21 protein-coding genes are annotated in these 26,811 nt (G+C 65.2%); 12 read left to right on the top strand and 9 right to left on the bottom strand.

Features of this window, described 5'->3' with window-relative positions:
• Window positions 1-111: 111 nt before the first annotated feature.
• The 9 genes from ACUY1T_RS13620 to doeA all read right to left on the bottom strand — a co-directional run bounded on the left by ACUY1T_RS13620 (window position 112) and on the right by doeA (window position 12,931).
• A complete protein-coding gene (locus ACUY1T_RS13620) occupies window positions 112-1,536 on the bottom strand; it encodes an aminotransferase (RefSeq protein WP_446023651.1) in 1,425 nt (474 codons plus the stop codon).
• Window positions 1,537-1,806: 270 nt separating this feature from the next.
• A complete protein-coding gene (locus ACUY1T_RS13615) occupies window positions 1,807-3,300 on the bottom strand; it encodes an NAD-dependent succinate-semialdehyde dehydrogenase (protein ID WP_446023650.1) in 1,494 nt (497 codons plus the stop codon).
• 187 nt (window positions 3,301-3,487) lie between these two features.
• On the bottom strand, window positions 3,488-6,265 hold the full coding sequence (locus tag ACUY1T_RS13610) for an aminotransferase class I/II-fold pyridoxal phosphate-dependent enzyme (protein ID WP_446023648.1): 2,778 nt from the start codon (window positions 6,263-6,265) through the stop codon (window positions 3,488-3,490).
• A gap of 66 nt (window positions 6,266-6,331) precedes the next feature.
• Window positions 6,332-7,360 (bottom strand): C45 family autoproteolytic acyltransferase/hydolase, encoded by a 1,029-nt coding sequence (locus ACUY1T_RS13605; protein WP_446023646.1) that lies wholly within the window; start codon window positions 7,358-7,360, stop codon window positions 6,332-6,334.
• Complete coding sequence (locus ACUY1T_RS13600; protein ID WP_446023645.1) at window positions 7,357-8,829, bottom strand: biotin carboxylase; 1,473 nt, start codon at window positions 8,827-8,829, stop codon at window positions 7,357-7,359. The genes ACUY1T_RS13605 and ACUY1T_RS13600 overlap by 4 nt, the downstream gene beginning before the upstream one ends.
• 137 nt (window positions 8,830-8,966) lie before the next feature.
• The gene (locus ACUY1T_RS13595; RefSeq protein WP_446023643.1) at window positions 8,967-9,836 is read right to left on the bottom strand and encodes a carbon-nitrogen hydrolase family protein; all 870 of its coding nucleotides are present in this window, start codon (window positions 9,834-9,836) and stop codon (window positions 8,967-8,969) included.
• Between the two features lie 190 nt (window positions 9,837-10,026).
• Window positions 10,027-10,509, bottom strand: coding sequence for an Lrp/AsnC family transcriptional regulator (locus tag ACUY1T_RS13590; protein WP_446023641.1), 483 nt, complete (start codon window positions 10,507-10,509; stop codon window positions 10,027-10,029).
• A gap of 42 nt (window positions 10,510-10,551) precedes the next feature.
• The gene (doeB, locus tag ACUY1T_RS13585) at window positions 10,552-11,565 is read right to left on the bottom strand and encodes a N(2)-acetyl-L-2,4-diaminobutanoate deacetylase DoeB (protein ID WP_446023640.1); all 1,014 of its coding nucleotides are present in this window, start codon (window positions 11,563-11,565) and stop codon (window positions 10,552-10,554) included.
• A gap of 166 nt (window positions 11,566-11,731) precedes the next feature.
• Window positions 11,732-12,931, bottom strand: coding sequence for an ectoine hydrolase DoeA (doeA, locus tag ACUY1T_RS13580; protein ID WP_446023638.1), 1,200 nt, complete (start codon window positions 12,929-12,931; stop codon window positions 11,732-11,734).
• 209 nt (window positions 12,932-13,140) lie between these two features.
• On the opposite strand from doeA, the gene ehuR reads away from it, so the two are divergent.
• From ehuR to ACUY1T_RS13520, 12 genes are all read left to right on the top strand, one after another.
• A complete protein-coding gene (gene ehuR / locus ACUY1T_RS13575) occupies window positions 13,141-14,547 on the top strand; it encodes a MocR-like ectoine utilization transcription factor EhuR (protein ID WP_446023636.1) in 1,407 nt (468 codons plus the stop codon).
• A gap of 15 nt (window positions 14,548-14,562) precedes the next feature.
• Window positions 14,563-15,498, top strand: a complete 936-nt coding sequence (locus ACUY1T_RS13570; protein ID WP_446023635.1) for a 2-hydroxyacid dehydrogenase — start codon at window positions 14,563-14,565, stop codon at window positions 15,496-15,498.
• Between the two features lie 215 nt (window positions 15,499-15,713).
• Window positions 15,714-16,277 carry an isochorismatase family protein gene (locus ACUY1T_RS13565; RefSeq protein WP_446023633.1) on the top strand — a complete coding sequence of 188 codons (564 nt, stop codon included), beginning with the start codon at window positions 15,714-15,716 and terminating at the stop codon, window positions 16,275-16,277.
• Entirely contained in the window at window positions 16,274-17,623 is a 1,350-nt protein-coding gene (locus ACUY1T_RS13560; RefSeq protein ID WP_446023631.1) for a nicotinate phosphoribosyltransferase, read from the top strand. The genes ACUY1T_RS13565 and ACUY1T_RS13560 overlap by 4 nt, the downstream gene beginning before the upstream one ends.
• 94 nt (window positions 17,624-17,717) lie before the next feature.
• Complete coding sequence (locus ACUY1T_RS13555; protein WP_446023629.1) at window positions 17,718-18,407, top strand: hypothetical protein; 690 nt, start codon at window positions 17,718-17,720, stop codon at window positions 18,405-18,407.
• Between the two features lie 96 nt (window positions 18,408-18,503).
• On the top strand, window positions 18,504-19,430 hold the full coding sequence (locus tag ACUY1T_RS13550) for a lysine exporter LysO family protein (RefSeq protein ID WP_446023628.1): 927 nt from the start codon (window positions 18,504-18,506) through the stop codon (window positions 19,428-19,430).
• A gap of 175 nt (window positions 19,431-19,605) precedes the next feature.
• Window positions 19,606-20,871, top strand: coding sequence for an ABC transporter substrate-binding protein (locus ACUY1T_RS13545; RefSeq protein ID WP_446023626.1), 1,266 nt, complete (start codon window positions 19,606-19,608; stop codon window positions 20,869-20,871).
• Window positions 20,872-20,888: 17 nt separating this feature from the next.
• Window positions 20,889-21,866, top strand: coding sequence for a carbohydrate ABC transporter permease (locus ACUY1T_RS13540; RefSeq protein ID WP_446023624.1), 978 nt, complete (start codon window positions 20,889-20,891; stop codon window positions 21,864-21,866).
• Complete coding sequence (locus ACUY1T_RS13535) at window positions 21,866-22,708, top strand: carbohydrate ABC transporter permease (protein ID WP_446023623.1); 843 nt, start codon at window positions 21,866-21,868, stop codon at window positions 22,706-22,708. The genes ACUY1T_RS13540 and ACUY1T_RS13535 overlap by 1 nt, the downstream gene beginning before the upstream one ends.
• A 78-nt stretch (window positions 22,709-22,786) precedes the next feature.
• Entirely contained in the window at window positions 22,787-24,397 is a 1,611-nt protein-coding gene (locus tag ACUY1T_RS13530; RefSeq protein ID WP_446023621.1) for an alpha-glucosidase family protein, read from the top strand.
• A gap of 68 nt (window positions 24,398-24,465) precedes the next feature.
• The gene (locus tag ACUY1T_RS13525; protein WP_446023619.1) at window positions 24,466-25,572 is read left to right on the top strand and encodes an ABC transporter ATP-binding protein; all 1,107 of its coding nucleotides are present in this window, start codon (window positions 24,466-24,468) and stop codon (window positions 25,570-25,572) included.
• Window positions 25,573-25,666: 94 nt separating this feature from the next.
• A complete protein-coding gene (locus ACUY1T_RS13520) occupies window positions 25,667-26,722 on the top strand; it encodes a LacI family DNA-binding transcriptional regulator (RefSeq protein ID WP_446023617.1) in 1,056 nt (351 codons plus the stop codon).
• Window positions 26,723-26,811: the final 89 nt, after the last annotated feature.

Genomic DNA, 26,811 nt, shown 5'->3' with positions numbered 1-26,811 from the left:
ATTCTCACGTGGCCAAGGACGCCGGTCGTAACCGAGTGCCTTCAGCCTAGACGACCGACCGGAGCAGATAAAATCACGCCGCGGAGGAGCCTTCCCCCGCGGCGGATCGGCTTAGCTTAGTGACATGGTGGCCTTGACGATACCTTCGCGAACCAGCTGGTCGGTGACCTTGTTCACCGCGCGCTCGGCGCGGGCGACGATCTCGTCGACCTCGGCGCGGGTGGCCACCAGCGGCGGCGCGAAGCCGAGGATGTCGCCCTGGGGCATGGCGCGGGCGATCAGGTTCTCGTCGAGCGCCGCCGCGGCGATGCGCGGGCCGACCTTGTGCGCGGCATCGAAGTGCTGGCGCTTGGCCGGATCGACGGAGAACTCCAGCGCCGCCAGCATGCCCACGCCGCGCACGTTGCCGACGATGGGATGGTCACCGAAGGCGGCCAGCATCTGCTGCTGCAGGTAGGTGCCGGTCTCGGCGGCGTTCTGGGTTAGTCCCTCGCGCTCGATGATCGCCAGGTTGGCCAGCGCCGCGGCGCAGCCCAAGGCGTGGCCGGAGTAGGTCCAGCCGTGGCCGATGGGGCCGTACTCGGCGGTGCCTTGCTCCAGCACGCTCCACACGCGGTCGCCGACGATCACGCCGGAGAGCGGCTGGTAGGCGCTGGTCAGGCCCTTGGCGACAGTGATCAGGTCGGGCTTGATGCCGTAGTAATGGCTGCCGAAGTCGGCGCCGATACGGCCGAAGCCGCACACCACTTCGTCGGCGATCAGCAGCACGTCGTACTTGGCCAGCACCGCCTGGATCGCCTCCCAGTAGCCCTCCGGCGGCGGCACGATGCCGCCGGTGCCGAGCACCGGCTCGCCGATGAAGGCGGCTACGGTGTCGGGACCTTCGGCCAGGATCATCTCCTCGAGCTTGCGTGCGCAGAACTGGGAGAACTCGCGCTCGCTCATGCCTTCCTGCTCGGCGGCACGGTGGTAATAGTAAGGCGCCTCGGTGTGCAGGATACCGGCCAGCGGCAGGTCGAACTGGTCGTGGAACGCCTTGAGGCCGGTCAGCGAGCCGGTGGCCAGGCCGGAGCCGTGGTAGCCGCGCTGGCGCGAGATCACCTTCTTCTTCTGCGGGCGACCGAGCACGTTGTTGTAGTAGCGCACGATCTTGAGCTGGGTCTCGTTGGCGTCGCTGCCGCCGAGGCCGTAGTAGACCTTGGACATGCCGGGGCCAGCGAGTTCGATGATCTTCTCGGAGAGCGCGATCTGCGGCTCGTTGGAGTGGCCCACGTAGGTGTGGTAGTAGGAGAGCTCCAGCGCCTGCTGGTAGATCGCCTCGGCCACCTCGGTGCGGCCGTAGCCGATGTTGACGCAGTACAGGCCGGCGAAGCCGTCGATGAACTCGCGGCCATCCTTGTCGACGATATGGATGCCCTTGCCGCCAGTGATCACGCGGCCCGGCGCATCGCCATGGGCGAAGTCGCGCAAGTGGGTGGAGGCGTGGAAGGTGACCTTGCGGTCGCGCTCGATCAGATCGCGGTGCTGCTGGCTCATTGTGTTCTCTCTTCTCTTCAGGTCCCCGCCTCGGCGGGGAGATGTTCAATTCGTTATGACGCCGATGGCCTGGCGCCAGGGCAGACCATCGAGCGATATCTACCCAAGGGCGCTGGCGCAAGTGCAGCGGCGCGCGGCGATCGACAGGGATGTCGATCGAGGACCGGCAAGAGGGACCTTGTTCCGGTCCGACGCGCAAGCCGCAAACGCAGCGTCAGGGTTTCGCCCTTGGGCATCGCGAGACGGGATGCACTGGCGTTTCCTGTCGCTTCAGCTGCCTGAAACGGAGCCCAAGGCCCCCAGGCAGTAATACTTGGTTTCCAGATACTCGTCGATGCCGGTGATACCGCCCTCGCGGCCCAGGCCGGACTGCTTGACGCCGCCGAAGGGCACGGGCGGGCCGGTCATCTTCACCGAGTTGACGCTGACCATGCCGTACTCCAGCGCCCGCAGCAGCTTCCAGATGCGGCGGATGTCGTGGGTGTACACGTACGCCGCCAAACCGTACTCGGTGTCGTTGGCCATGGCGATGACCTCGTCGTCGTCGCGGTAGGCGGTCACGCCGGCCACCGGGGCGAAGTTCTCCTCGCGCCACACCTTCATCTGCGGCGTCACCCCGGTGAGCAGCACGGGCATGAAGAAGTTCTCGCCCGGCGCCTGGGTCTGGTCGCCGGCCACCAGCGTGGCGCCACGCGAGATGGCGTCATCGACGATGGCGGCGGCCTTGTCCACCGCCTGGCGGTGAATCAGCGGCCCCAGGTCGACCTCACTCTCCATGCCGTTGCCCACGGTCAGTGCCGCCATGCGCTCGGCGAAGTGCTCGACGAACTCGTCGTGGATCGACTCGTGCACCAGGATGCGATTGGCCGCCAAGCAGTCCTGGCCGGCGGTCTGGAACTTGGCCGCCACCGCCGCAAAAGCCGCCTCCTTGGGGTCCATGTCGGGGCCGACGATAAAGGGCGCATTGCCGCCCAGCTCCAGCGACACGCGCTTGACCGTCTGGGCGCTCTGCTCCAGCAGCAGCCGGCCGACGCGAGTGGAACCGGTGAAGGATAGCGCCTTGACGCGTTCCTCGGCACATAGAATTTTCGACACTTCCGCCGGCTCGCCCAGCACCACGTTGAACACACCCGCCGGAATGCCGGCACGCTCGGCCAGTTCGGCCAGCGCCAGCGCCGAGAACGGCGTCTCGCCGGCCGGCTTGACGATCACCGGGCAACCGGCGGCCATGGCGGCGGCAGCCTTGCGGGTGATCATCGCCAGCGGGAAGTTCCACGGCGTGATCAGCGCGGCGATACCCACCGGCTCCTTGAGCGTGCCCAGCGCGGCGTTGGGGATGTGGCTGGGGATGGTCTCGCCGAAGGTGCGCTTGCCCTCCTCGGCGAACCAGCGCACGAAGCTGGCACCGTACTCCACCTCGCCGCGGGCATCGGGCAGCGGCTTGCCCTGCTCCAGGGTCATGATAATGGCCAGGTCCTCGCGGTTCGCCTGCAGCAGGTCGTGCCAGGCCAACAAGCGCTCGCAGCGCTCGTCGGCGCGCAGCGCACGCCAGTGGGCGAAAGCCGCGTCGGCGGCGTCCACGGCTTCACGGATCTGGTGCGCCTCGAGCCAGGGAATGTAGCCGATGGCCTCGCCGGTGGCAGGGTCGATCACCGTCTCCTCACGGCCGCCTTCGCCGTGGGTCCACTTGCCGTTCACGTAGGCATGTTCGCGGAACAGGCGCGGATCGTCGAGCCGTGCGGTCAGCGTCTTGGACAGTTTCATGGGCACCTCCCCTGACATCGGCTCGCTTGAAGGGCCGACTGTTGCAAAAACGACAGAGCAGCCGGCGGCTGCTCGATGGGTACAGGGTAAGGGCAAACCCGGGGCGGGACTTTTCGTTAACCAGCAGGGCAAGTGCGCTTTTTTTTGTCCTCCATGGCTAAGTTGCGTTTTTTTCTGCGCGCGGCGCTCAGGTCTCCGGCGGGGCCGCCAAGGCCGCCTCGGTGAACACCAGCAGGCCCAGCTCCGGCCGGTAACCGTGAATCTCCTTGACGTCGAGCGCCTGCAGGAAGTGAAGGATCTCCTCGCTGATGACCTGCCCCGGCACCAGCACCGGAAAGCCCGGTGGGTAGGGAATCACGAAGCTGGCCGAGACCACGTCGCGGCCAGCGCGCATCTCGGCCTGGAGTTCGCCGTTGTCGAAGCGCAGGTACTCGGTATTCTCCTCGTCATAGCTCAGGAAATAGGCACGGCGGATGTCGCCCTCGGGAGTCTCGGGGCACTGGCGGAAGGCGTCGTGGAAGCGGCTGAAATCGGGCAGCGGCGGCAGCTCCTGAGTCAGCGAGTGTACCCGGCGCTCGATGATCTTGCGCTCGGGACGGCTGCTCTCCTCCCAGCGGTACTCGAACTCCTTGGCCAGCTTGATCAGCACGTCGAGCAGGTAGGCGATGGAGCCGCGAGTCGTGCCGATATTGGTCATGAACAGCACCGTGTTGCGCGAGGTCTTGTTGATCTGAATACCGTACTTGTTCATCAGGTACTCATTCTTGAAGGCATCGCCGTCCACCCCGGTATTGCCGATGGCAATGGTCACCCGGGTGGGGTCGACCACGAACTCGTCCCGCGCCCAGGCCTCCTCCATCTGGTTCCAGCCGGTGACCGGGTCGTAGTAGGACTCGACCCCCGATTCGCGATACTCGGCGGGCACCATGTCGCTGTTCTTGAGCACGCGGAAGTATTTCTGCAGCAGCGGATGGGTGTAGAGCTGCTCGCGTAGCGACAGCGCCGTCTCCACCTGGGCGTGGACCAGCTCGAAGCCCTCCATCTCGGCCTGCATGCGACCCACGTCGAGCGAGGCGAGGATCTGGTAGTTGGGTGAGGTGGAGGTGTGGGTCATGTAGGCCTCGTGGAACGGGGCCTCCACGCGCTGGCGGAAGTCCTGGTCGAAGACGTGGATCATCGAGCCCTGGCGCAGCGAGGTCAGGGTCTTGTGGGTGGAGTGGGTGGCGTAGGCGCGGATACGCACCGCCTCGGGATCGGGCATCAGCCGACGCTCCAGCCAGGTGGCGTCGTCGTCGGGGTCGAGCTTGTCGAACTCGGCCTTCCACGCATCGTACTCCTCCCGGTACTTGTCGCTGCGGTAGCGCTCTCTCAAGGTGCGTGCCGCATGCATGGCCGTGCGCGGCCGGTAGGTGGGGTTGAAGGAGGCGAAGGCGAACCACGCCTCGTCCCACAGGAACACCAGGTCGGGCTTGATCGCCAGGCACTCCTCCATCACCCGGCGCACGTTGTAGACCACGCCGTCGAAGGTACAGTTGGTCAGCAGCAGCATCTTGACCCGGTCGAGCTGGCCGGCACGCTTGTACTCGAGCAGGGTCTTCTTGATCTCGTGCAACGGCACCGCGCCGTACATCGAGTAGTCGTTGAGCGGGTAGGAGTCCAGATAGCTGACATGGGCACCGGCCAACACCATGCCGTAATGGTGCGACTTGTGGCAATCGCGGTCGATCAACACGATGTCGCGCGGTTTGACCAGCGCCTGCACCACGATCTTGTTGGCGGTCGAGGTGCCGTTGGTGACGAAGAAGCTCTGGCGCGCGCCGAAGGCCCGTGCCGCGTACTCCTGGGCCTTCTTGATCGGCCCGTAGGGCTGCAGCAGGGAGTCGAGCCCGCCGGAGGTGGCCGAGGTCTCGGCAAGGAAGATGTTGATGCCATAGAAGTCGATCATGTGCCCCGCCCAGTGCGAGCGGGTCACCGACTTGCCGCGCGAGATGGGCATGGCGTGGAAGACCCCGGTGGGCTTCTTGCTGTACTCGCGCAGGGCGTCGAAGAACGGCGTGCGATAGCGGCTGTCGATGGCACGCAGGATGGTGTGGTGCTGCTCGATGTAGTCGGTTTCGCGATAGAAGATGCGGTTGAAGTAGCGAATGTCGCGGCTCGCCGTGGCCTCCACGTCGCCGCTGGTGACCAGGAACTGATCGATCTCGGGGCGCAGCTCGTGGATCATCGTGCTCAGCAGGATGCTGCGCTCGGCCTCGGTCTGGTGTTCGAGATCCTTCTCCGACAGCCCCTCGAGGTAGTTGCGCAGGGCACTCAGGTTGTACTTCGACTTGTAGGGAAATTCGTAGCGGATCAGGCAGGCCTGGATGTTGGGGTTGACCAGCACCGCAATCAGCGCGTCCTCGAAGCTGCGTACCGTGACCACGTCGTAGACGAAGCGATCCTCGGGGCGGCGCATGTTGCGGAAGGCCTCGCGGACGACCTCCTCCTCCTGGGGCGAGAGGTTGTCGACGATAAGCAGTTCGAAGTAGGGCTGTGCCGAACTGTTCGAGGCGGGATGCCCGCGCCGGAGCTGGGCCAGGGCGTCGAGGGTCTCGAGATCCTCGGCATCGGCATCGGTCTCGGAGAGATCCACGTGCCGACGCCGATAGGACTCGCTGATCAGCGCCCGCACCAGCCGCTTGACCACCTTCTCGAGCAGCATGTACTCCTCGCGGTCGAACAGCGTCCACAGATGGCGGAAGTCCTCCTTTGAAGGGAAAGCGTGGTAGTCCTCGATGATCTCGAGCCGCGTCAGCTTGACGTCGATCGCCTTGATCAGGTTGCGCGCCCGGCTCTCGTCACCGAGCCGCACCAGTTGACCAAGATCGCGCTTGAGTGCGTTCCAGGTATCGGCACGCAGCTGGGAGATCTTGTGGTAGAAGCCCAGCGCCGTGTAGGGCGTTTCGGTTTGGCTGCTCTCTTGCATGGCAACACCCTTCCATCGTTGTTCATTATCTTTCTGCCGGTGACGGCACACGGCCGCCCGTGCCGGCTACCTGGGGCCGTAACGGACCCGCAGCTCTCTCTCGGGGAAGCGGTCGAAAGTCAGGTCGAGGATCTCGCCCGGCCAGCGGTAGCTCACCCGCCCCGTCGCGGGCCAATAGGCCGCGGTGTAGATGGTGCCAAGCCCACGCCCATAGTCACGCCGGAACAGCGGCGGCGCGGCAAAGGCCTCGAGCAGGCGCCCCTCGGTGGTGGCCGGGTCGTCAACCAGAATCGATAGCTGGCGCTCGCGGATCAGGGTCTCCGAAGCCAGCGCATGGGCATACCACTCGATCTTCTTCTGGTGGTTGGTGGCCACCGGCACCCGGCGGATGCTAGCGCGACGATCGGGGCCGATCATCGCCGTGACGTAGCGCCCGGCGGCATCGGTCAGGGTGATGTTGTAGGCCATGTGGGTGGGTACCCGCGCCAGCACCTCGGCCGCCTCGGGGACGCTGTCGCAGAACTCCAGCAGGTAGCGCAGGATGATGGGGGCGCCGAAGCCCTCACCCACGGCCTTGCGCCCGCCGAAGGCCAGCGAAACGGCAAGCCCGCGGTCGTTCATGCCATCGAGCACGCCCCACAGGCAGTCGGTCATGGCAATCACGCCACGTCCGTTCCAGCGGGTATGCAGGACGGTGCCCTCGCACAGTTCCGGCGGATAGTCGTAGTTGCGCGCCAGCAGGGTAGAACCGTGCCGTGCCAATACCGCCTGGGAGCAGCCGGTGATGTAGGGAGGCGGCTGGTAGAGACTGAGGAAGCGCGCTGCCAGGTCGCCGCCGCCGGCCAGCTCGCAGAGCGCACGATAGGTCTCCAGCAGCTCCGGCATATGCTGGCGCAAGGCGTTGTAGCAGCTCAGGTAGGCTGGCCGCTCCCGCTCACCCTCTGCCAGGTACCAGGCCTCGTAGGCCGGCCAGTGGTAGTCGAACAGCGACTGCCATTTGGGCCCCGGCGCCTCCTCGTGCAGGGTACGGAACACCAGCGATTTCTCCATTTCCACCTGCTGCGCCTCGTGATGCCTTTCGACCTCGACTTTCACAGGATCTTGAAATTGCCGCCGCCGATGGCGTGACTCACGGCAACTTCCTCCACTGCGGGATCCTGCAGCGGCTGGCCGGCATATTCGCCGCGAATGCCCTCGATCCAGGCGCGGGCCCGTTCGGTGAGCTGGAAGTCATCGTCCATCAGGCGTCCGCGGGTGATCAGAATACCCAGATCCGCGCCCTCGTAGCGGAAATCCCCCGCCCCGCTGATGCGCAGGAAGAAGGCCTCACGCTCGCTCTCGGCGGCATGAGGGTGGTAGCTGTAGTGGTCGTAGCTGACCTTGCCGCCCTCGGCCATGGTCCAGACCCCGGTGCGCGGCGCCTGGGTCAGCAGGTCGACGCTTTCGTCGGTGTGCTTGATCACCAGTTGGCTCCAGCTGTCGACGCTGTCCGGATGCGACCAGCGCTCGTTGATCTCCTCGATATCCAATTCGAAGTCGACGTCGGAGAACTCCAGCAGGTGGAAGAGAAACAGCGGAATGTCGGAGTGGGCGAAGGCCGCCACGTTGGTCAGCGAGCTGGCGCCGGTGACGCGCGGATTGAGTTCGCCCAGGTAGACCTCACCGTTGTCCATGTCGATCAGGAAGTCGAGTTCGAAGTAGCCGCGATAGCCCTCCTCACGCAACGCCTCGCCGAACTTGAAGGTGTACTCGCGGGCCTTGTCACGAATCTCCTGGCTGAAGGCGCCAGCGAACATTTCGTTGCCGCACCAGCCGCCCTTGTACGGCGTCAGCGACTTGAAGCCCACCAGCTCGGTCATCAGCGGACCCACCACGGTGCCACAGCGGGTGGCACAGGCCTCGATCGCCGAGCCGCGGCAGTTGATGCGCTTCATGATCTTGACTTCGGGTTCGGCCTCGATCTCCTCGGCATGCTTGTAGTAGTCGTCTTCGCTGGCGATGAAGAAGGTGGTATGGCCAGAGTCGCCGAAGGCGGTCTGTACCACCAGATCGTCGCCCAGCTCGCGGCTCACCTCGAGCAGTTCCTGATAGCTGCCGACCTTGGCCAGCACGTTGGGCACGCTGGGCACCCCGGCCTTGTTGCCGATACGTACCGTCTCGATCTTGTTGTCCATCCGGCTGCGCAGTGCCGCTGGCGGGAAGGCGACCCGCAGCCCGAGCTGCTGGCAAATCTCTTCGGTGTGCTCGTCGAACATCAGGAACGCCGCTACCCCGGCGCTGTCGCCGGAGGCTCTGGACTGGAGGAAGTCAATCACCTCCTTGTGTTCGAGCAGATAGTTGTTGATGTCCTCGATGCTCTCGAAGTCGCGAGGAAACTTTTCCTTGGGGACGAAGACGTTGCGCTGCTGACCGTCGAAGCAGTCGATGTAGTTGATGTGGCGAAAATTACCCACCCAGTCGCCGATGCCGAGCAGGTTGAAGTTGGTGGCGGAGATGAAGTAGACGGGCTCCTTGTTGTTGCGGAAATGACGACGCACATCGGCAATGCTAGTGATCTTGTTCATTTTTTTCGCTCCATCGATGGCGGAAGGGGCGGCAGCGGCGCGTCTTGGGCGGGCCGCTGCCGGGAGGGAGCCCCGGGGCCGGAAGAATCGTTGCATCAGGCGAATCAGGAACTCCCGCATGATGACCTCCTTGGTGGTCAGTACTCCTCGATATCCGTACGCTGTGGCTTGGCCAGCGGCCCCAGGCTTGCAAGGAACGGCGAGGGGCCGTGCTCGAAGCGGTAGATGGAGAAATCCACCTGACGGTCACGGAAGCTCTTGAGCGGTTGCCCCAGGCCGCGCAGGCCAGTCTCGCGCTCACGCCGCACGCGGCTGAAATCCACCTCGATGGGCATGATCTCTTCGCCGGATCCGGCCTGGTGAATGACGTCACCCGAGGGCCCCACCACGATGGAGCGGCCATTGCCGATGGCGCCCGCACCGTTGATGTCGAAGAAGTAGCACTGGTTGACCGCGGCGTTGGTACGCGCAATGGAGAGTTCGATGTCGCGGTCGATGGTATCGGTCATGGTCGGGTGGAGGATCACCTCGGCACCCATGGCGGCAAGGGTCCGGGTGGTCTCGGGAAACCACATGTCATAGCAGATCGACACGCCGAAGCGGCCGACATTGGGGACATCGAAGAGCACGAATTCGCTGCCGCTCTCCACTCCCGCCTCGTAGGGCCTGAAGGGAAACATCTTGCGGTAGCGCGCCACTACCTGGCCGTGGGGGTCGATCACCGACAGGGTGTTGTAGATGCCGTGCTCAGTCTGCTCGAACATCGAGCCGGGGATCAGCCAGATGCGGTACTGCTCGGCCAGCTGGCAGAAGAATTGCTCGACATGGCTCGGCAGCGGGTGGGCATGCTGTGGTGAGGCACCCAACGGCATCAGCTCGCTGAACAGGACCATCTGCACCTGGGGGAAGCGGCTCATCAGCACATCGACCCGGTGGCGCATGGCCTCGGTATTGTCACCGTGATGCAGGGCCTGCATCTGCACCCCGGCAATGGTGAAGTAGGACATGGGCATCTCTCTGCGTCAGGCGATCTCGTCTCAGGGCGCTAACCATCTCATCCGGCACCGCTGCGTCATGCCGGAAGATCGCCCGGCCGGGTGAACTCCTGTTCACCCTCGCCTTTAGCTTATGCCATGGATGCTGTCAGAGTATCAACGTTGAGTCCTCGTTGGATGCCGCATTACCAGCGGCCCCAACTTAAAGCAACTGAGAAAAATCACTCTGCCCCAGGCCTGGGGCGGGGCGCTTGACCGTCTTGGTCACGATATAGGTGAAGTAACGCTCGATGCCGACATCGGAGGTCAGCCACTCGTCGATCAAACGCTGGTAGGCGTCCACGGAGTCGGCCTCGACTTTCATCAGATAGTCCACTCCGCCCCCCACGGCCACGCACTCGGTGACCTCGCGGGTATCGCGGACCAGCGCCTCGAAGCAGGCGAAGCTCTCGGCATTGTGCTGCTTGAGTTCGATCTGAACCCACACCGGGGTACGCTTGACCAGCGCCTGGGAATTGATACGGGCACTGTAGCCTTCGATGATGCCGGCTTTCTCCAGCCGCCGCACCCGCTCCCAGCAGGGGCTGACCGAGAGGTTGATCGCCTCGGCCAGCTTCGACTTGGTAATGCGTCCGTCGCGGGACAGGATCTCGAGAATCTTCAGGTCATAGCGATCAAGCTTCATCGTTTTCTCTTTCTTCAGTCGGGCGCAGCCGGAAGATCGCCTTCAGCCCAGCGAATCCACCACCTCGGCGATTACCGCAATGGTGTCGCCCATGTTGACCAGTGCCGGGAACCGCCGCGCCGCCAGGATGCCGTCGCGGCCCGCGCGGTACTCCACCGGTGCGGTGCCGCTGCGGGTGATGTCGTAGACCCGGGCGAGGACCTGCCCCTTCTCGACCTTGGCGCCCAAAGCGAGGGTCAGCTCGAGCAGGCCGGTATGCTCGCTCTGCACGTAGCAGCTGGCATCGGGCATGTCGAGGTAGACCTGCGGCTCGGCGGGCATCTCCACCTCGCCCTCGATCAGACCGAAATGGACCAGGAAGTTGCGCACGCCGCGTTCGGTAAGGGCCAGGCTCTCGGGCGTCGAGGTGCCGCCGCCGCCAAGCTCGGTGGCAACGAAGACCTTGCCCTGGCTTTCCACCACGGTGTCGAACAGCGCCGCGGCATCGAGTTCGAACATCATCATGGCGTAGGGCGCACCGAACGCCTTGGCACCCTCGAGCGCCTGCCGCTGCTGCTCGGGGTTGTCGAGTACGTGGGAGGCGCCGAAGGGGATGATGTCCAGGGTACGCCCGCCGGAGTGCAGGTCGAGCACCACGTCGCACATCGGCACCATCACCCGGGTGAAATAGTCGGCGATCTTCTCGGTCACCGTGCCGTCGGGGTCGCCGGGAAAGCTGCGGTTGAGGTTGCCGCCATCCATCGGTGAGGTACGCTTGCCGGCCATGGCGGCCGGCATGTTCATCATCGGCACGATGATCACCCGTCCCCGTACGTCCTCGGTGCGCAGCTCACTGGCAAGCTTCAGCAGTGCGGTGATGCCCTCGTACTCGTCGCCGTGGTTGCCGCCGGTCAGCAGCGCCGTGGGCCCCTCGCCGTTCCGGATCACGGTGACCGGAATCATTACCGCCCCCCAGGCCGATTCGTCGGTGGAGATCGGCAGCTTGAGGAAGCCGTGCTGGACGCCGTCGGCGTCGAAGTCCACGGTGGCGCTGATCGGGCTGGGTCGCTTGGTCATTTTCGGAACTCCTTGTTCAGTGGCAGCAGGCGACTGCTCGGGCTATTCTGGCGGCAAGCCAGCGAGGAGGCGCTGTGAATACCTCCCTGTACGCTACTTTTGCCTTCCATGGCAAAAGACCTCCTCTTCGGCTTGCCCCAGCGCCCTTCGTTGACGGCATGCAAGTTCAGCGCACGAACAGTTGGCGCGGGAAGCTGGCCAGCGATTCGCAGCCGGTTTCGGTGATCAGGATGCTCTCGGTGATCTCGAGTCCCCACTCGTCCTGCCACATGCCCGGCATGAAGTGGAAGGTCATCCCGGGTTCGAGAATGGTCTCGTCGGAGGGGCGCAGGCTCATGGTGCGCTCGCCCCAGTCCGGCGGGTAACTGATGCCGATGGGGTAGCCGCAGCGGGCACCGCCGCGGTCGAAGCCGTACTTGTCCATCGCCGCGCCCAGCGCCATGGCGATATCGGCGGTACGGTTGCCGGGCTTGGCCACCGCCAGGCCGTTCTCGATACCTTCGAGCAGCGCCGATTCGGCGCGCACGAAATCCTGCGGCGGTCGGCCCAGGAACACCGTGCGCGACATGGGCGCATGGTAGCGCTTGTAGACACCGGCGATCTCGAAGAAGGTGCCCTCGCCCTCGCGAAACGGGGTGTCGTCCCAGGTCAGGTGCGGTGCGGCAGCATCCTTACCGGTGGGCAGCATGGGCACGATGGCGGGATAGTCGCCGCCATGGACCTTGCCGTGCTCGTCGACCCAGCCCTCGATGCCTACCCGATAGATCTCCGAGACCAGCTTGCTCTTGGGCAGACCGGGTTCGATCACTTCGAGGATACGCGAGTGCATGCCCTCGACGATCTTGCCGGCCACGCGCATGTAGGCGATCTCCTGGGGCGACTTGATCGCACGGCACCAGTTGACCAGCGAGTTGGCGTCCATGAAGCGCGCATGGGGCAGCTCCCGCAGCAGGCTCTGGTAAGCCTTGGCCGAGAAGTAATAATTGTCCATTTCCAACCCCACCACCCCTTCGTGCCAGCCGCGGTCGGGCATGATCGACTGGGCCAGGTAGTCCATGGGATGCATGTCCGGGTTCTGGACGTAGTAGTCGGGGTAGTAGGTAATGTTATCGGGATCGATCCAGCAGGTGCGCAGTGCTCCATTGGCATCCATGCGCCGCCCATACCAGACCGGTTCCCCTTCCAGCCCCACCAGTACGCACTGGTGCACATAGAAGGACCAGCCATCGTAGCCGGTCAGCCAGGCCATGTTGGAGGGATCGCTGATCACCAGCACGTCGATCCCACGGCTGGCCATTTCGGCACGCACTTTCCATAGCCGGCTTGCGTATTCCACACGAGTGAAGGACAGGGTTACCTGAGTCATTGGGCACTCGCCATTGCATCACCAAGAGCCAGCCACCTTCACAGGGAGAGGGCCGGGCCAAAGGGTAGTCGGCCGTCGGTCAGGAAGGGGAACCGTTGACAGAAATTGTCATGATCATGGCAACTCAAAAGCATGACAATTCCAAGCCAATGCCGCTAAGCTGATAGTAGCACTCCCCCTTGGCAGGCGGTCAAAGGCTTTATTGAATCATGACAATTGATCTGACCCCGTACCTGACGGATACGGGTCCCAAGTACCTGGCCATTGCTCGCGCCCTCTCGGAAGCGGTTCGCCAGGGCGAGCTTGCGCCCGGCACGCGGCTGCCACCTCACCGGCAGCTTGCCGAGAGCCTGGGGGTCAGCGTGCAGACCGTGTCGCGCGCCTATGCCCAGGCCGAGAAGATGGGGCTGGTACAGGCTCGAGTCGGCAGCGGCACCTGGATCAACGCCCTGGACGATGCCCGTGAGTCGGCCTACCTGCGCGGCCACGAGGCACGCCAGGAAAATCCGCTCATCGACCTGTCGATCGCCCATCCGGTGTGTCCGCCGGGCCATCACCTGCGCTTTCGCCAGGCCTTGGCGGAGCTTGCCGAGCACGCCAGCCCCGAGGTGATCACCGCCTGCCGGCCCATTGCCGGGCTCGCCCATCAGCGCGAGCGCGCCAGCGCCTGGCTGCAGTCCCGTCTACACGTGCCCGGCGAGATGGACGACCGAATCCTCTGCAATGGCGCCGCGCATGGCCTGATGCTGGCGATCTCGAGCGTGGTGCAGCATGGCGACCTGGTGTTGACCGAGGCACTGACCGATCACGGCCTGATCGCCCTGTCGCGCACGCTGGGCTTTCAGCTGCGCGGCATTGCCATCGACCACGAAGGCATCGTGCCCGAGGCCCTGGAACTGGCCTGCCATCGCTTCAAGCCGCGCGCACTCTATCTGACACCAACCCAGCTCAACCCTACCGGGGCGACGATGAGCGAGGCACGTCGCGACGCGGTGGCCGAGGTGCTGGCACGCCATCGGGTGTGGCTGATCGAGGATGACGTGCACGCCCTGCTGGAAGCGCCGGGCTTCACGCCGGTGGCGGCGCGTATCCCGCAGCTGAGCTTCCACGTCACCAGCCTGACCAAGGTGACCGTACCGGGCCTGCGCGCCGGCTATCTCACCGTGCCACGCGGCCAGTTGCACCATGTGCTGCCGCGCATGCGCGCCACGACATGGATGGCCACTTCGCTGGTGTTCGAGATCGCCGACCGCTGGCTGGCAGACGGCACCGTCGAGGCGATGGCCGCCGAGCAGCGCACCTTGCTCGGTGAACGCCAGCAGCTTACCCATCGGCTACTGGGGCATCATGCCCTGGAGTCGCGCCCCACCAGCCTGCACGTATGGATATCGCTGCCCGACGCCTGGCGCGCCGAGGAGCTGCAGCAGCAGGCCGAGCAGGAAGGCTTGGCCATCACCACCGCGGTGCCGTTCATGGTGGAACAGACCCCGCCTCCGCGGCGAGTCCGCGTGAGCCTTGGGGCCGAACAGGACATCGCCCGCCTCGAGGAGGGGCTCAAGCGCCTGGGCGTGCTGCTCGACGAGGCACCGCCGCCCATGATGCAGATCGTCTACTGAGAGAAAGGAACCGTTATGCGTATATTGCTGCACATCGACGATATCGAGGCTTGGCGCGACGCCCTGGTCGAACGCTTGCCGGAAGCGGAGATCGTCACCGCCGCCGACCCCGCCGAACGGCGCCGCGACGCCGACTACCTGGCAGTGTGGAAGCCATCGGAAGCATTGCTGCGCGAGCAGACCCGCGCTCGCGGCATCGTCAACCTGGGGGCCGGCGTCGACGCCCTTCTGAGCAACCCCGGTCGCCCCGAGGGAGTACCCATCGTCAAGCTGCGTGATGCCGGCATGAGTGAGCTGATCGGCGACTACGTACGCTACGGGGTGCTGCACTTCCAGCGCGACTTCGACCGCTATCGGCGCCAGCAGGCTCGCCACGATTGGCGCGAGCACACCGTAGCGGACAAGCGCGACTGGCCGGTGGGCGTACTGGGTCTCGGCGCTATCGGCGCCAAGGTGGCGTCCATGATCGCCGCTGATGGCTTCCCCGTGCATGGCTGGAGCCGCTCGCCGAAGACGCTCGAAGGCATCACCTGCCACCATGGCGATGAAGGTTTCGCCGAACTGCTCGGCCAGGTACGCACCCTGGTGCTGCTGCTGCCGGGCACCAGCGCGACCCGCCATATCATCGATGCCGAGGCACTCGCCAAGCTTCCCGAGGGAGCCAGCCTGATCAACCCTGGACGTGGCAGCCTGATCGACGAAGCGGCGCTACTCGAAGCGCTGGGTGAGGGCGAGCACGAAGGCCGGCTGCGCGGCGCGCTGCTCGATGCCTTCCCCGACGAGCCGCTGCCCAAGGACAGCCCACTGTGGTCACACCCGCGCATCTGGGTGACACCCCACATGGCCGGCCCCACACCACTGTGTGATGCCGTCGACCAGGTAGCCGAGGCGATTCGCGCCTTCGAGGCCGGCGAAGAGCTCGAGACCGTGGACCCCGAAGCAGGCTACTGAACGGCTTGGTTCAATAGCGCAAACGCAAGCGGCGTGCCCAGGCTCGCCAATACGGCTTTCGTCCAGCCTGGTCGGCATCGCGGTTTTGCCCGCTACGCGCTTCCGACCCGCGTCACCGGTTGCCGTAGCTGGGGAAATCTACCCTCGCGCACTACAACAAGCGCCACGCAAGACATACGCTGGGAGATACACTCACCGACCTTGGGAGGTGCGTCATGGCCCAGCTGGAATATGGACCGGATGCCGCGCTGCTGGTCGTGGACATGCAGAACGATTTTTGCGAAGGCGGTGCGCTCGCGGTAAAAGGTGGCAATGCCCTGGTCGCTGGCATCAATGCCGAGATCGAGGCCGCACGACGCGGCGGGGCGATGGTGGTCGCCTCGCGCGACTGGCACCCCGTCGACCACATGAGCTTCGAACACCGCGGTGGCCAGTGGCCGGTGCACTGCGTGCAGGACACCCCTGGCGCCGCCTACCATACGCAGTTGGCACTGCCTGACGATGCCGTACGCGTGAGCAAGGCCAGCGCCTTCGATGTCGATGCTTATTCCGCCTTCGATGGCACCGGCCTGGCCGGCTATCTGCGCGATTGCCGCATCCAGCGCGTCGTGGTCTGCGGCCTGGCCATGGACGTGTGCGTCAAGGCCACCGCCCTGGAAGCCCGCCGCGAGGGCTTCACGGTAATTCTGCTCGACGCTCTCACCGAGCCCGTCGCGTCCGAAGCGCGCAGCCAATGCCAGCGCGAACTGCAGGAAGCCGGTGTCGAGGTCCACCCATGAGCGAGCCGATCCCCGTTCACGTCGAGGACAGCGAACTGGCGCTGCTGACCGACCTGTACCAGTTGACCATGCTGCAGGCCTACTGGAAGGAGGAGATGACCGAGCGGGCCACCTTCAGCCTGTTCTTCCGCAAGATGCCACCAACACGGCGCTTCATGCTCGCCTGCGGCCAGCAGCATGCCGCAGCACTGGTCAGCCGGGTGCGTTTCACTCCCACGACACTGGATCGACTCGCCACGACAGAACGGTTCGACCCGGACTTTCTCGACTGGCTGGCCGAGTGGCGCTTCAGCGGCGACATCTGGACGCTGCCCGAGGGTACGCCAGTGTTTCCCAATGAGCCCTTGTTGGAGGTGGATGCCCCCATTGCCGAAGCGCAGTTGGTCGAGAGCCTGCTCATGAACCTGGTGCAGCTCGAGACGGTGCTGGCCTCCAAGGCCGTACGCATCGTAATGGCGGCCAGTGGCCGCCCGCTAATCGACTTCGGCATGCGCCGCATGCATGGGGTGGATGCCGCCGTGCGCGGCGTGCGTGCCTACCGCACGGCGGGGCTTGCCGGCACCAGCAACGTGCTGGGTGGGCTGCGTCACGAGCTGCCCCTGAGCGGCACCATGGCGCACAGCTACATCCTGGCTCATGACGACGAGACCGAGGCGTTTCGCGCCTTTGCCCGGCATTTTCCCGGTACTACGCTGCTGGTGGATACCCATGACACCCTCGCGGGCGTGCGCCAGGTCATCGCCCTGCTGCGCGAGGAACCGAAGCTGCGCGTCGATGCCATCCGCCTCGATTCCGGCGACCTCGGGGAGCTCGCCCGACACTCCCGTGCGCTGCTCGACGAAGCCGGCCACGAGCGGATCAAGATCGTCGCCAGTAGCGGCCTCGACGAGCACAAGATCGCCACGCTGCTCGAAGAGGGAGCGCCCATCGACGCCTTCGGCGTCGGCACCCAGATGGGCGTATCGGCCGATGCTCCGGTGATCGATCTCTCCTACAAGCTGGTCGAATATGCCGGTACGCCGCGGGTCAAGCACTCCACGGGCAAGGTCAACCTGCCCGGGCGCAAGCAGCTGTTCCGCCGGCAGGACGAGCACGGCAGCTATGTCGGCGACGTGATTGCCCGGCGCGACGAAACCCTCTCCGGAGCAGACCCTCTGCTGCTGCCGCTGGTGCAGGGCGGCAAGGTCGACGCCGCCCACATGGCCGGCGCCGACCGGGCACGCGAACGCGTTCAGGAGGCCCTGGCGCGCCTGCCGGCACGGCTGCGCCGCCTCGAACCTCGGGAGAAGGACGACGACTACCCCGTCGAGCTGAGCCAGGCCCTGCAGCGTCTTGCGGCGCCCTGATTGGGGCAACCGAGGAATAACCGTGCATCGTGGAACCCATCGGCTCCGGGGGGCTCACAGCTACTGACATCTTTCAGCCAAGCGGTGCCCCGACATGAACCGACCCCTGCGAGCGCTTGCCCGTCTACCGTTCTTGATCATGCTGCTGGCCTGGATTCCCGGCCCGGCCATGTCTGCCGTTCCGGAGCCCGAAGTCCTCCTGCAGCCCTTCAGCGCCAGCTATCGCCTGGAGGTGAAGGGCTGGCCGAATGCTACCATCGAGCATCGGTTGACCCGGGAGAGCGGTCACTGGCAGAGCCGTATGCAGGCCGCCATTGCCGTGGCCCGCGGCAACGAGCGCAGCCGCTTCATCGTCACGCCGGATGGGGTACGCTCGGTGAACTACGCCAGTGGCTACTCGCTGCTGGGCGTAGGCAGCAGCTATCGGTTGGCTGGCAACGAGCTGGCCGGCCTGCCCGACCGACAGGCGGCCCTGATCGAACTCTCGCGACGTGCACTGAACGGCGGCTGTGGCAACGACGCCTGCCGCCTTGTCTATCAGGACCATCGTGGCCGCGAGGAAACCCTCGACTATCGGCTGCTGGGGGCAGAGGTGCTGAGCCTTCCCGCTGGCGAGTTCGAGGCGGTCAAGGTCGAGGTGAACGACCCGGAAACGCCCGAGCGCAAGATGCTGTTCCACTTCCATCCCCAATACCCCGGCCTGCTACTGGCGGTGGACTATCACCGCGACGGCGAGCGCACGACCCGTCTCACCCTGACTTCACTGTCTTCGGAGTCCCGATAAGGCGCCTTGACGACTTTCCCCGCGGCACAACGAGCAAAAGGCTGATAAAGTTGGCAGTTTTCGCCGCCATGGGCGGCCTCGGTGAAGGGAATCGCAATGCTGTCGGGGCTTTTGATCGTGCTGCTGCCGCTGATGCTCGGCTATCTGGTACCGGTTCGCCATTCCGGCGTCATGGCCGGAATCAACCGCGGCGTCAACGCCTCGGTCTATGTCATTCTGCTACTGATGGGCATCGGCCTGGCAGGTCTCGACGAACTCGGCCGTGAACTGTCGCGCATGGGTACCCAAGCCCTGCAGCTGTTCGCGGTGATCACTGCCTGCAACCTGGTCGCCCTGTGGTGGCTGTCGCGCCGGCTGGGCCTGCGCATGGGCCCCTCCCCGGTGGTGGCGAACGCCCCCACGACCAAGCTGGCTGCGCTGCTCGGCTCGCTGTCGCTGGTGGCGGTGGTGGCCGGTGGGGTGCTACTCGGGCTCACGCTCGCCTGGTTGGGCGGCGACGTCATCTTCCGCCATGCCGAGCAGTGGGCCGAATGGGTGCTCTACGTGCTGCTGGCGCTGATCGGCTGCCAGCTGCGCAACTCGGGTATGCCGCTGAAGCAGATCCTGCTCAACCGCCACGGCCTGGCCATCGCCACGGCACTGGCGATCAGCTCGCTGGTCGGTGGGCTGCTCGCCGCTCCCCTCCTGGCGCTGCACTGGAACGAGGGGCTGGCCCTGGCGTCCGGCTTCGGCTGGTATTCGCTCTCGGCGATCCTGGTGGGCGATCAGCTCGGCCCGCTGCTCGGGGGCGTGGCCTTCTTCAACGACCTGACCCGCGAACTGCTGGCCTTCATTCTGATTCCGCTCACCATTCGCCGCCACGCCCCGCTGGCCATCGGCTATGGTGGCGCCACGTCCATGGATTTTACCCTGCCGGTGATTCAGCAGCATGGCGGGGTCGCCTGCGTGCCCATCGCCGTGGTCAGCGGCTTCATCCTCTCGCTGCTGTCGCCGCCGCTGATCCTGTTCTTCCTGTCGCTGTGAAGCAGAGACACGACCTCGCTATGCTCATGAACGTCAGCCGTGCCGCATCGCCCCATTAGCCGAAAGTCTAGGTTGAACTCGTAACCAAGAAACGGCTAACTGGGCGCCGAGCGATCTTAATCGTTTAAGTTATTAAGCAGCCGCCGATAACAACAAGCCGACAAGGATACCCTTCATGTTCAAGAAGTCGTTGATCTCTACCCTCGTCGTGGCAGGAGCCGCCAGCTTCAGCCACGCCCAGGCCGCCGACCTGACCATCTCCTGCGGCGCAGTGGGCGCCGAGCTCCAGCTCTGCCAGCAGGGCGTGCGGGCGTGGGAGGAGAAGACCGGTCATAGCGTCGACGTGGTCTCGACGCCCAACTCCTCCACCGAGCGCCTGTCGCTCTATCAGCAGATTCTCTCCGCCAACTCCACCGACATCGACGTCATGCAGATCGACGTGGTGTGGCCGGGCCTGCTCGCCAACCACTTGCTCGACCTGCGCGAGGTGTTGGGCGACGACGCTGGCGAAGGTCACTTCTCCGCCATCATCGAGAACAACACCATCGACGACCGCCTGGTAGCGATGCCCTGGTTCACCGACGCCGGGGTGCTCTACTACCGCACCGATTTGCTCGAGCAGTACGGCCACGAGGCTCCCGAAACCTGGGAGGAGCTGACCGAGATCGCCCGTGAGATCCAGAATGCCGAGCGCGAGGCGGGCAACGACCGCATGCACGGCTTCGTGTTCCAGGGCCGCGCCTATGAAGGCCTGACCTGCAACGCTCTGGAATGGGTAGCCAGCCACGGCGGCGGTACCCTCGTCGATGGCGACGGCGAGATCACCATCGACAACCCGCAGGCAGCCGCCGCCCTCGACCTTGCCGCGTCCTGGATCGGCGATATCTCCCCCAACGGTGTGCTCAACTACACCGAGGAGGAGGCCCGCGGCGTGTTCCAGGGCGGCAATGCCGTGTTCATGCGCAACTGGCCCTACGCCTGGGCGCTGGCCCAGAGCGAAGGCAGCGAGGTGCGCGGCAAGGTGGGCGTGACCCAACTGCCCTACAGCGGTGATGGCAACTCGGCCGCCACGCTGGGCGGCTGGAACCTGGCAGTATCGCGCTACAGTGAGAATGCCGAACTCGCCGCCGAGCTGGTGGCCTTCCTCGCCGGCGAGGAGGAGCAGAAACGCCGCGCCATCGAGGGCGCCTACAACCCGACTCTCGAGTCGCTCTACCAGGACGACGAGGTGCTCGAGGCGGTGCCCTTCTTCGGCGAGCTGTACGAGACCTTCGTCAACGCCGTGGCACGTCCGTCGGCCCCCACCGGCGATGCCTACGGTCGCGTCAGCAACGTCTTCTTCAGTGCCACCCACGACGTGCTCTCCGGCAGCAAGAGCGGCGAGCAGGCGGTCAGCGACCTCGAAGGCGAGCTGGCCCGCATCAAGCGCCGCAACTGGTAACCCCTCAGGAGCCCGAGATGTCGACTCCCGTGACCGAAAGCGCGCCGATCCCGGCGCGCCCCCTGCCGCCGACCTATCGCAGCACCAAGGTGCGTCGCCAGCGGGTGCGAGCCGCCTGGACCTTCCTGGCGCCGATGCTGGTGACCCTGGCCATGGTGGCCGGCTGGCCGCTGCTGCGCACCTTCTACTTCAGCTTCACCGACGCCTCGCTGTCGGACATGGGCAACACCCTGTTCATCGGGCTGGAGAACTATCTGGTCTACGACGACGGGCGCTGGTTCGGCGTGCTGGCCGACCCCATCTGGTGGCGGGCGGTATGGAACACCGTCTACTTCTCGGTGGTCTCGGTATCGCTGGAAGTGGTGTTCGGTGTCATCGTGGCGCTGATCCTCAACGCCGAGTTCAAGGGCCGCACCCTGGTACGCGCCGCGGTGCTGATTCCCTGGGCGATCCCCACCATCGTCTCGGCGCAGATGTGGGCATGGATGCTCAACGACCAGTTCGGCATCATCAATCACCTGCTGATGGCACTTGGCATCATCGCCAGCCCCATCGCCTGGACCGCCGATGCCGCCTATTCGATGTGGGCGGTGATCATGGTCGACGTATGGAAGACCACGCCGTTCGTCGCCCTGCTGGTACTGGCCGCACTGCAGATGCTGCCCAAGGACTGCTACGAAGCCGCCGAGGTAGACGGCATCCATCCGGTCAGGGTGTTCTTCAAGGTCACGCTGCCGCTGATCACCCCGGCGCTGATGGTGGCGGTGATTTTCCGCCTGCTCGATGCGCTGCGCGTGTTCGACGTCATCTACGTATTGACCTCCAACTCCACCAGCACCATGTCGATGTCGATCTATGCGCGCCAACAGCTGGTGGAATTCCAGGATGTCGGCTACGGCAGTGCCGCTTCCACGCTGCTGTTCCTGATCATCGCCCTGGCGACCATCGCCTATCTCTACCTGGGCCGCAAGCAACTGCAACTGGGAGGTGAGTGATGACCTCGCGCCAACTCTCCAAGCTCACCGGGCGCCTCGGCTTCTGGCTGCTGGTGGCCTTCGTCGTGGTGGTGGCGGTATTCCCGTTCTACTACGCCATCAAGACCTCATTTACCCCGTCGAGCGAGCTGTTCCGGGTCGAGCTGTGGCCGACGCGTGCGACACTTGCCAACTACGTGCAGATCTTCTCCCAGCGCAGCTTCGTGCAGGCGATCTTCAACTCGATCCTGGTCGCCACCAGCGTGGTGTTCATCGCCCTGCTGCTCGGCATCACCGCTTCCTACGCCCTGGGCCGTGTGCGATTCCGCGGCCGCACCACGGTGCTGCTGGTCATCCTTGGCGTCTCGATGTTTCCGCAGGTGGCGGTGCTGTCGGGGCTGTTCGAGGTGATCCGTGCACTCAACCTCTACAACAACCCGGGCGGGCTGATCCTGAGCTACACCATCTTCACCCTGCCCTTCACCGTTTGGGTACTGACCACCTTCATGCGCCAGCTGCCCATGGAACTCGAGGAGGCCGCGATCATGGACGGCGCCACGCCCTGGGTGACCATCACCAAGGTGTTCCTGCCGCTGATGTGGCCGGCCATGGCAACCACTGGGCTGCTCGCCTTCATCGCCGCCTGGAACGAGTTTCTCTTCGCCCTGACCTTCACCCTGACCGACAGCCAGCGCACGGTGCCGGTGGCGATCGCCCTGCTTTCCGGCGGCAGCGCCTACGAGCTGCCCTGGGGCCCGATCATGGCCGCCTCGGTGGTGGTCACGGTGCCGCTGGTGGTGTTGGTGATCATCTTCCAGCGCCGCATCGTCTCGGGACTGACGGCCGGCGCGGTGAAAGGTTGAACGGGATGCGACGCCGCTGACCCTCTGCGGCGCGCACTCGCTGAAAATGCTTCAATCAGGTTTGAACAAGGGAAACTCATGCAAGACAACACCTTCTGGTGGCGCGGCGGCGTCATCTACCAGATCTACCCGCGCAGCTTCATGGACAGCAGCGGCGATGGCGTCGGCGACCTGCCGGGTGTCACCGAGCGGCTCGACTACGTCGCCTCGCTGGGCGTGGACGGTATCTGGCTGTCGCCCTTCTTCACCTCGCCGATGCGCGACTTCGGCTACGACATCAGCGACTACCGCGACGTCGACCCGCTGTTCGGCACCCTCGACGATTTCAAGGCGCTGCTGAAACGTGCCCATGCACTCGGCCTCAAGGTGATCATCGACCAAGTGATCAGCCACACCTCGGACCAGCACCCCTGGTTCCAGGAGAGCCGCATGAACCGCGCCAACCCGCGGGCCGACTGGTACGTGTGGGCCGAGCCCAACCCGGACGGCACGCCGCCCAACAACTGGCTGTCGATCTTCGGCGGCCCGGCTTGGACCTTCGATAGCCGGCGCCAGCAGTACTACCTGCACAATTTTCTGTCGAGCCAACCGGACCTCAACTTCCACAATCCCGAGGTGCGCACCGCCCAGCTCGACAACATGCGCTTCTGGCTGGAGATGGGGGTCGACGGCTTCCGCCTCGACACGGTCAACTTCTACTTCCACGACCAGCACCTGCGCAGCAACCCGGCGCTGACCATCGATGCCACCCGCACCATGGGCGCCCCCAAGGAGAACCCCTACACCTGGCAGCGCCACGTGTACGACATCAGTCGACCCGAGAATGTCGAGTTCCTGCGTGAGCTGCGAGGTCTGATGGACGAGTATCCCGGCACCACCACGGTAGGCGAGATCGGCGACGACACCCCCCTCGAGCGCATGGCCGAATACACGTCGGGCGGCGACAAGCTGCACATGGCCTATACCTTCGACCTGCTCAACTCGCCGCGCTCGCCGGAGTACATTCGCGGTGTGCTGCAGCGTTTCCAGCAGTTCGCCGGCGACGCCTGGCCGTGCTGGGCGCTGTCCAACCACGACGTGGTGCGCAGCGCCACTCGCTGGGGCAGCGAGGAGTGCGCCTTCGCTTATCCTCGGGTGGCACTGGCGCTGCTGTTCTCGCTACGCGGCAGCGTGTGCCTCTACCAGGGCGAGGAGCTCGGACTGCCTGAGGCCGACGTTCCCTACGAGCGCCTCCAGGATCCCTACGGCCTGCCGCTGTGGCCCGACTTCAAGGGGCGCGACGGCTGTCGCACGCCGATGCCCTGGGACGATACGCCGCTGGCCGGTTTCTCGGCCATCGAACCGTGGCTGCCGGTGGCCGAGCCGCACCTGCCGCTGTCGGTGGCTCGCCAGCAGGACGATCCAGAGTCGATGCTCAACGCCACCCGCCGACTGCTGCGCTTCCGCAACCAGCACCCTGCGCTGTTCGACGGCGACATGGCCCTGGTCGAACTGGGCGAAGCGCTGGTCGCGTTCACCCGCCAGCGGGGCAGCGACAGGCTGCTGTGCGTCTTCAACCTCACCGGCCAGCCCCAGACCGCCACGCTGCCCGAGGTGCGCGAGGCGCTGCAGCAACACGGCTTCCAGTACGAGGTCAGCGGCGGCACGCTGCACTTGCCGCCGTACCAGGCGGCGTACTTCCGCCTCTAGCCGATTTTCAGACAACGTATTTGTCTTGAACAACAACGACCGGCCGAGTACGGCCGAGGATGGGTCAAATGGCAAGCGTCACTCTCGACAAGATCAACAAGGTCTTCGGTAGCACCCACATCATCAAGGACGTGGACCTGGCGATAGGAGAAGGCGAGTTCGTGGTCTTCGTCGGCCCTTCGGGCTGCGGCAAGTCCACCCTGCTGCGCCTGATTGCCGGCCTGGAGTCGATCAGCGACGGCGAACTCTCCATCGGCGACCAGGTAGTCAACGAGCTGCCGCCGCGGGAGCGCGGCGTGGGCATGGTGTTCCAGTCCTACGCGCTCTACCCGCACATGACGGTGTACGAGAACATGGCTTTCGGCCTCAAGCTGGCCAAAACCGCCAAGGAGACCGTGCACGAACGGGTCATGGCGACCGCCCGTATCCTCCAGCTCGAGGAGCTACTCGAGCGCAAGCCCAAGGCGCTCTCCGGTGGCCAGCGCCAGCGCGTCGCCATGGGCCGCGCCATGGCCCGCGAGCCGCGTATCCTGCTGTTCGACGAGCCGCTCTCCAACCTCGACGCCTCGCTGCGGGTACAGATGCGCAACGAGATCGCCCGCCTGCACAAGCGCCTCGGCTCGACCATGATCTACGTCACCCACGATCAGGTCGAGGCGATGACGCTGGCCGACAAGATCGTGGTACTCAACGGCGGTCGCGTGGAACAGGTGGGCAGCCCGCAGGAACTCTACCAACGCCCGGCGACCCGTTTCGTGGCGGGCTTCATCGGCTCGCCGACGATGAACTTCCTACCGGCACGCCTGGTCGGCGCCGATGCCACCGGCTGCCGGATCAGCGCCGCCGGGCTGGCCGAGCTGGCCCTGCCCCAGGACGCCTCGGGCCATGCCCAAGGGGACAGCCTGATGCTGGGCATCCGCCCCGAGCACCTGCGCCTGACCGAAGCCCAGGGCAGCGAGAGCTTCGAGATCGTCAACGTGGAGTACCTGGGCAACGAGGTCTACGTCTATCTCGAACCCAAGGAGGGCGATACCCTGTTGATCCAGCGCGGTGAAGCACCCACCTCGTGGCGGATCGGCCAGCGCGTGGCGCTGGCCCCCGATCCCGAGCACGTCCACCTGTTCGACGGTAACGACCGCGCGCTGCCGGTCAAGGCGGCACGCGCCGTGGCCTGACACTACGGCGTCGCCATGAAAACAGGTGGCAGGGCTGTCCCGGCCGCGGCCGGGGCGGTATCCTTGGGCCATACTCATTAGCAGGGAAACCACCGTGTCGCCACCGGCCCGCCGTATCACTCTCAAGGATCTGGCCCGCGAGCTCGGCGTCTCCACCGCCACCGTCTCCAATGCCTTCAACCGGCCGGACCAGCTCTCGCCCAACCTGCGCGAGCGCATCCTCGCCGAGGCCAAGCGGCTGGGCTATCGCGGCCCCGACGCCAAGGCGCGCAGCCTGCGCACCGGACGCTCGCGCATCATCGCGGTGATCCTGGCCGAAAGCCTTACGTACAGCCTCAACGACGCCGTCTCCAGCGAGTTCCTCTCGGGCGTTGCCGAGGTACTCGACACCCAGGGCCATACCCTGCTGCTGCTCTCCGCGCGCCAGGCCAAGTGCCAGCTGATCGACTCGGCGAGCATGGCCGACGGCTTCATCGTCTACGGCCTGATGCCTTCCGAGGAGCTGTTCGATTCGCTTCCGCTCAACGCCTCGCTGGTGGCGGTCGATTTCAACGTGGCAGGCCACCCTTCGGTGCACGTCGACAATGAGCCGGCCTGTTTCGAGATCGCCAGTCACGCCTTGGCGGCCATGCCCCGCCGACGTCCAGCCATCGTCAATCTGCGCCTCACACGCGAACCCTGCAACGGTCGCATCGATCCGGCATACACCCTGCTGCCGGCCGAGCTCACCATCACCCGTTCGCGCCTGGCCGGTTTCCATCGCGCCCTGGTCCAGCATGGTTTCACCCCCGGGCGAATACCAATGTGGAACGTGGAGGAGAATACCTTCGAGGTATGCGCCCCGGTCATTGAGGAGATTCTCGACTTACCCGACGGCGAACGCCCCGACCTGCTGCTGTGCATGTCCGATCGCATCGCCCTGACTGCGCTGACCCTGGCCGAAAGCCGTGGCCTGCGTATTCCCGAGGACATTTGCCTGATCGGCTTCGACGGCATCGCCGAAGGCCAGTACCGGGCGCCGCGGCTGACCACGATTCGCCAGGAGAGCGGCGAGAAAGGGCGCCTGGCAGCACGCATGATCCTGGGCCTGGAGCCGGGCCATTCACGCCTGCTGGGCACCGAGCTGATCCTGGGCGAAACCTGCCCCTAGGAGCCTATCGGACTTAACGCTGATCTACTGAGAGATTCGGTCAAATCCGACAGGATCCTAGCCCCGACCGGCATCGCTTGCACACTGCT

Source organism: Billgrantia sp. Q4P2, assembly GCF_052806135.1.
Note: the sequence above shows the minus strand (reverse complement) of the source record. Positions and strands in the feature narration are given on the sequence as shown.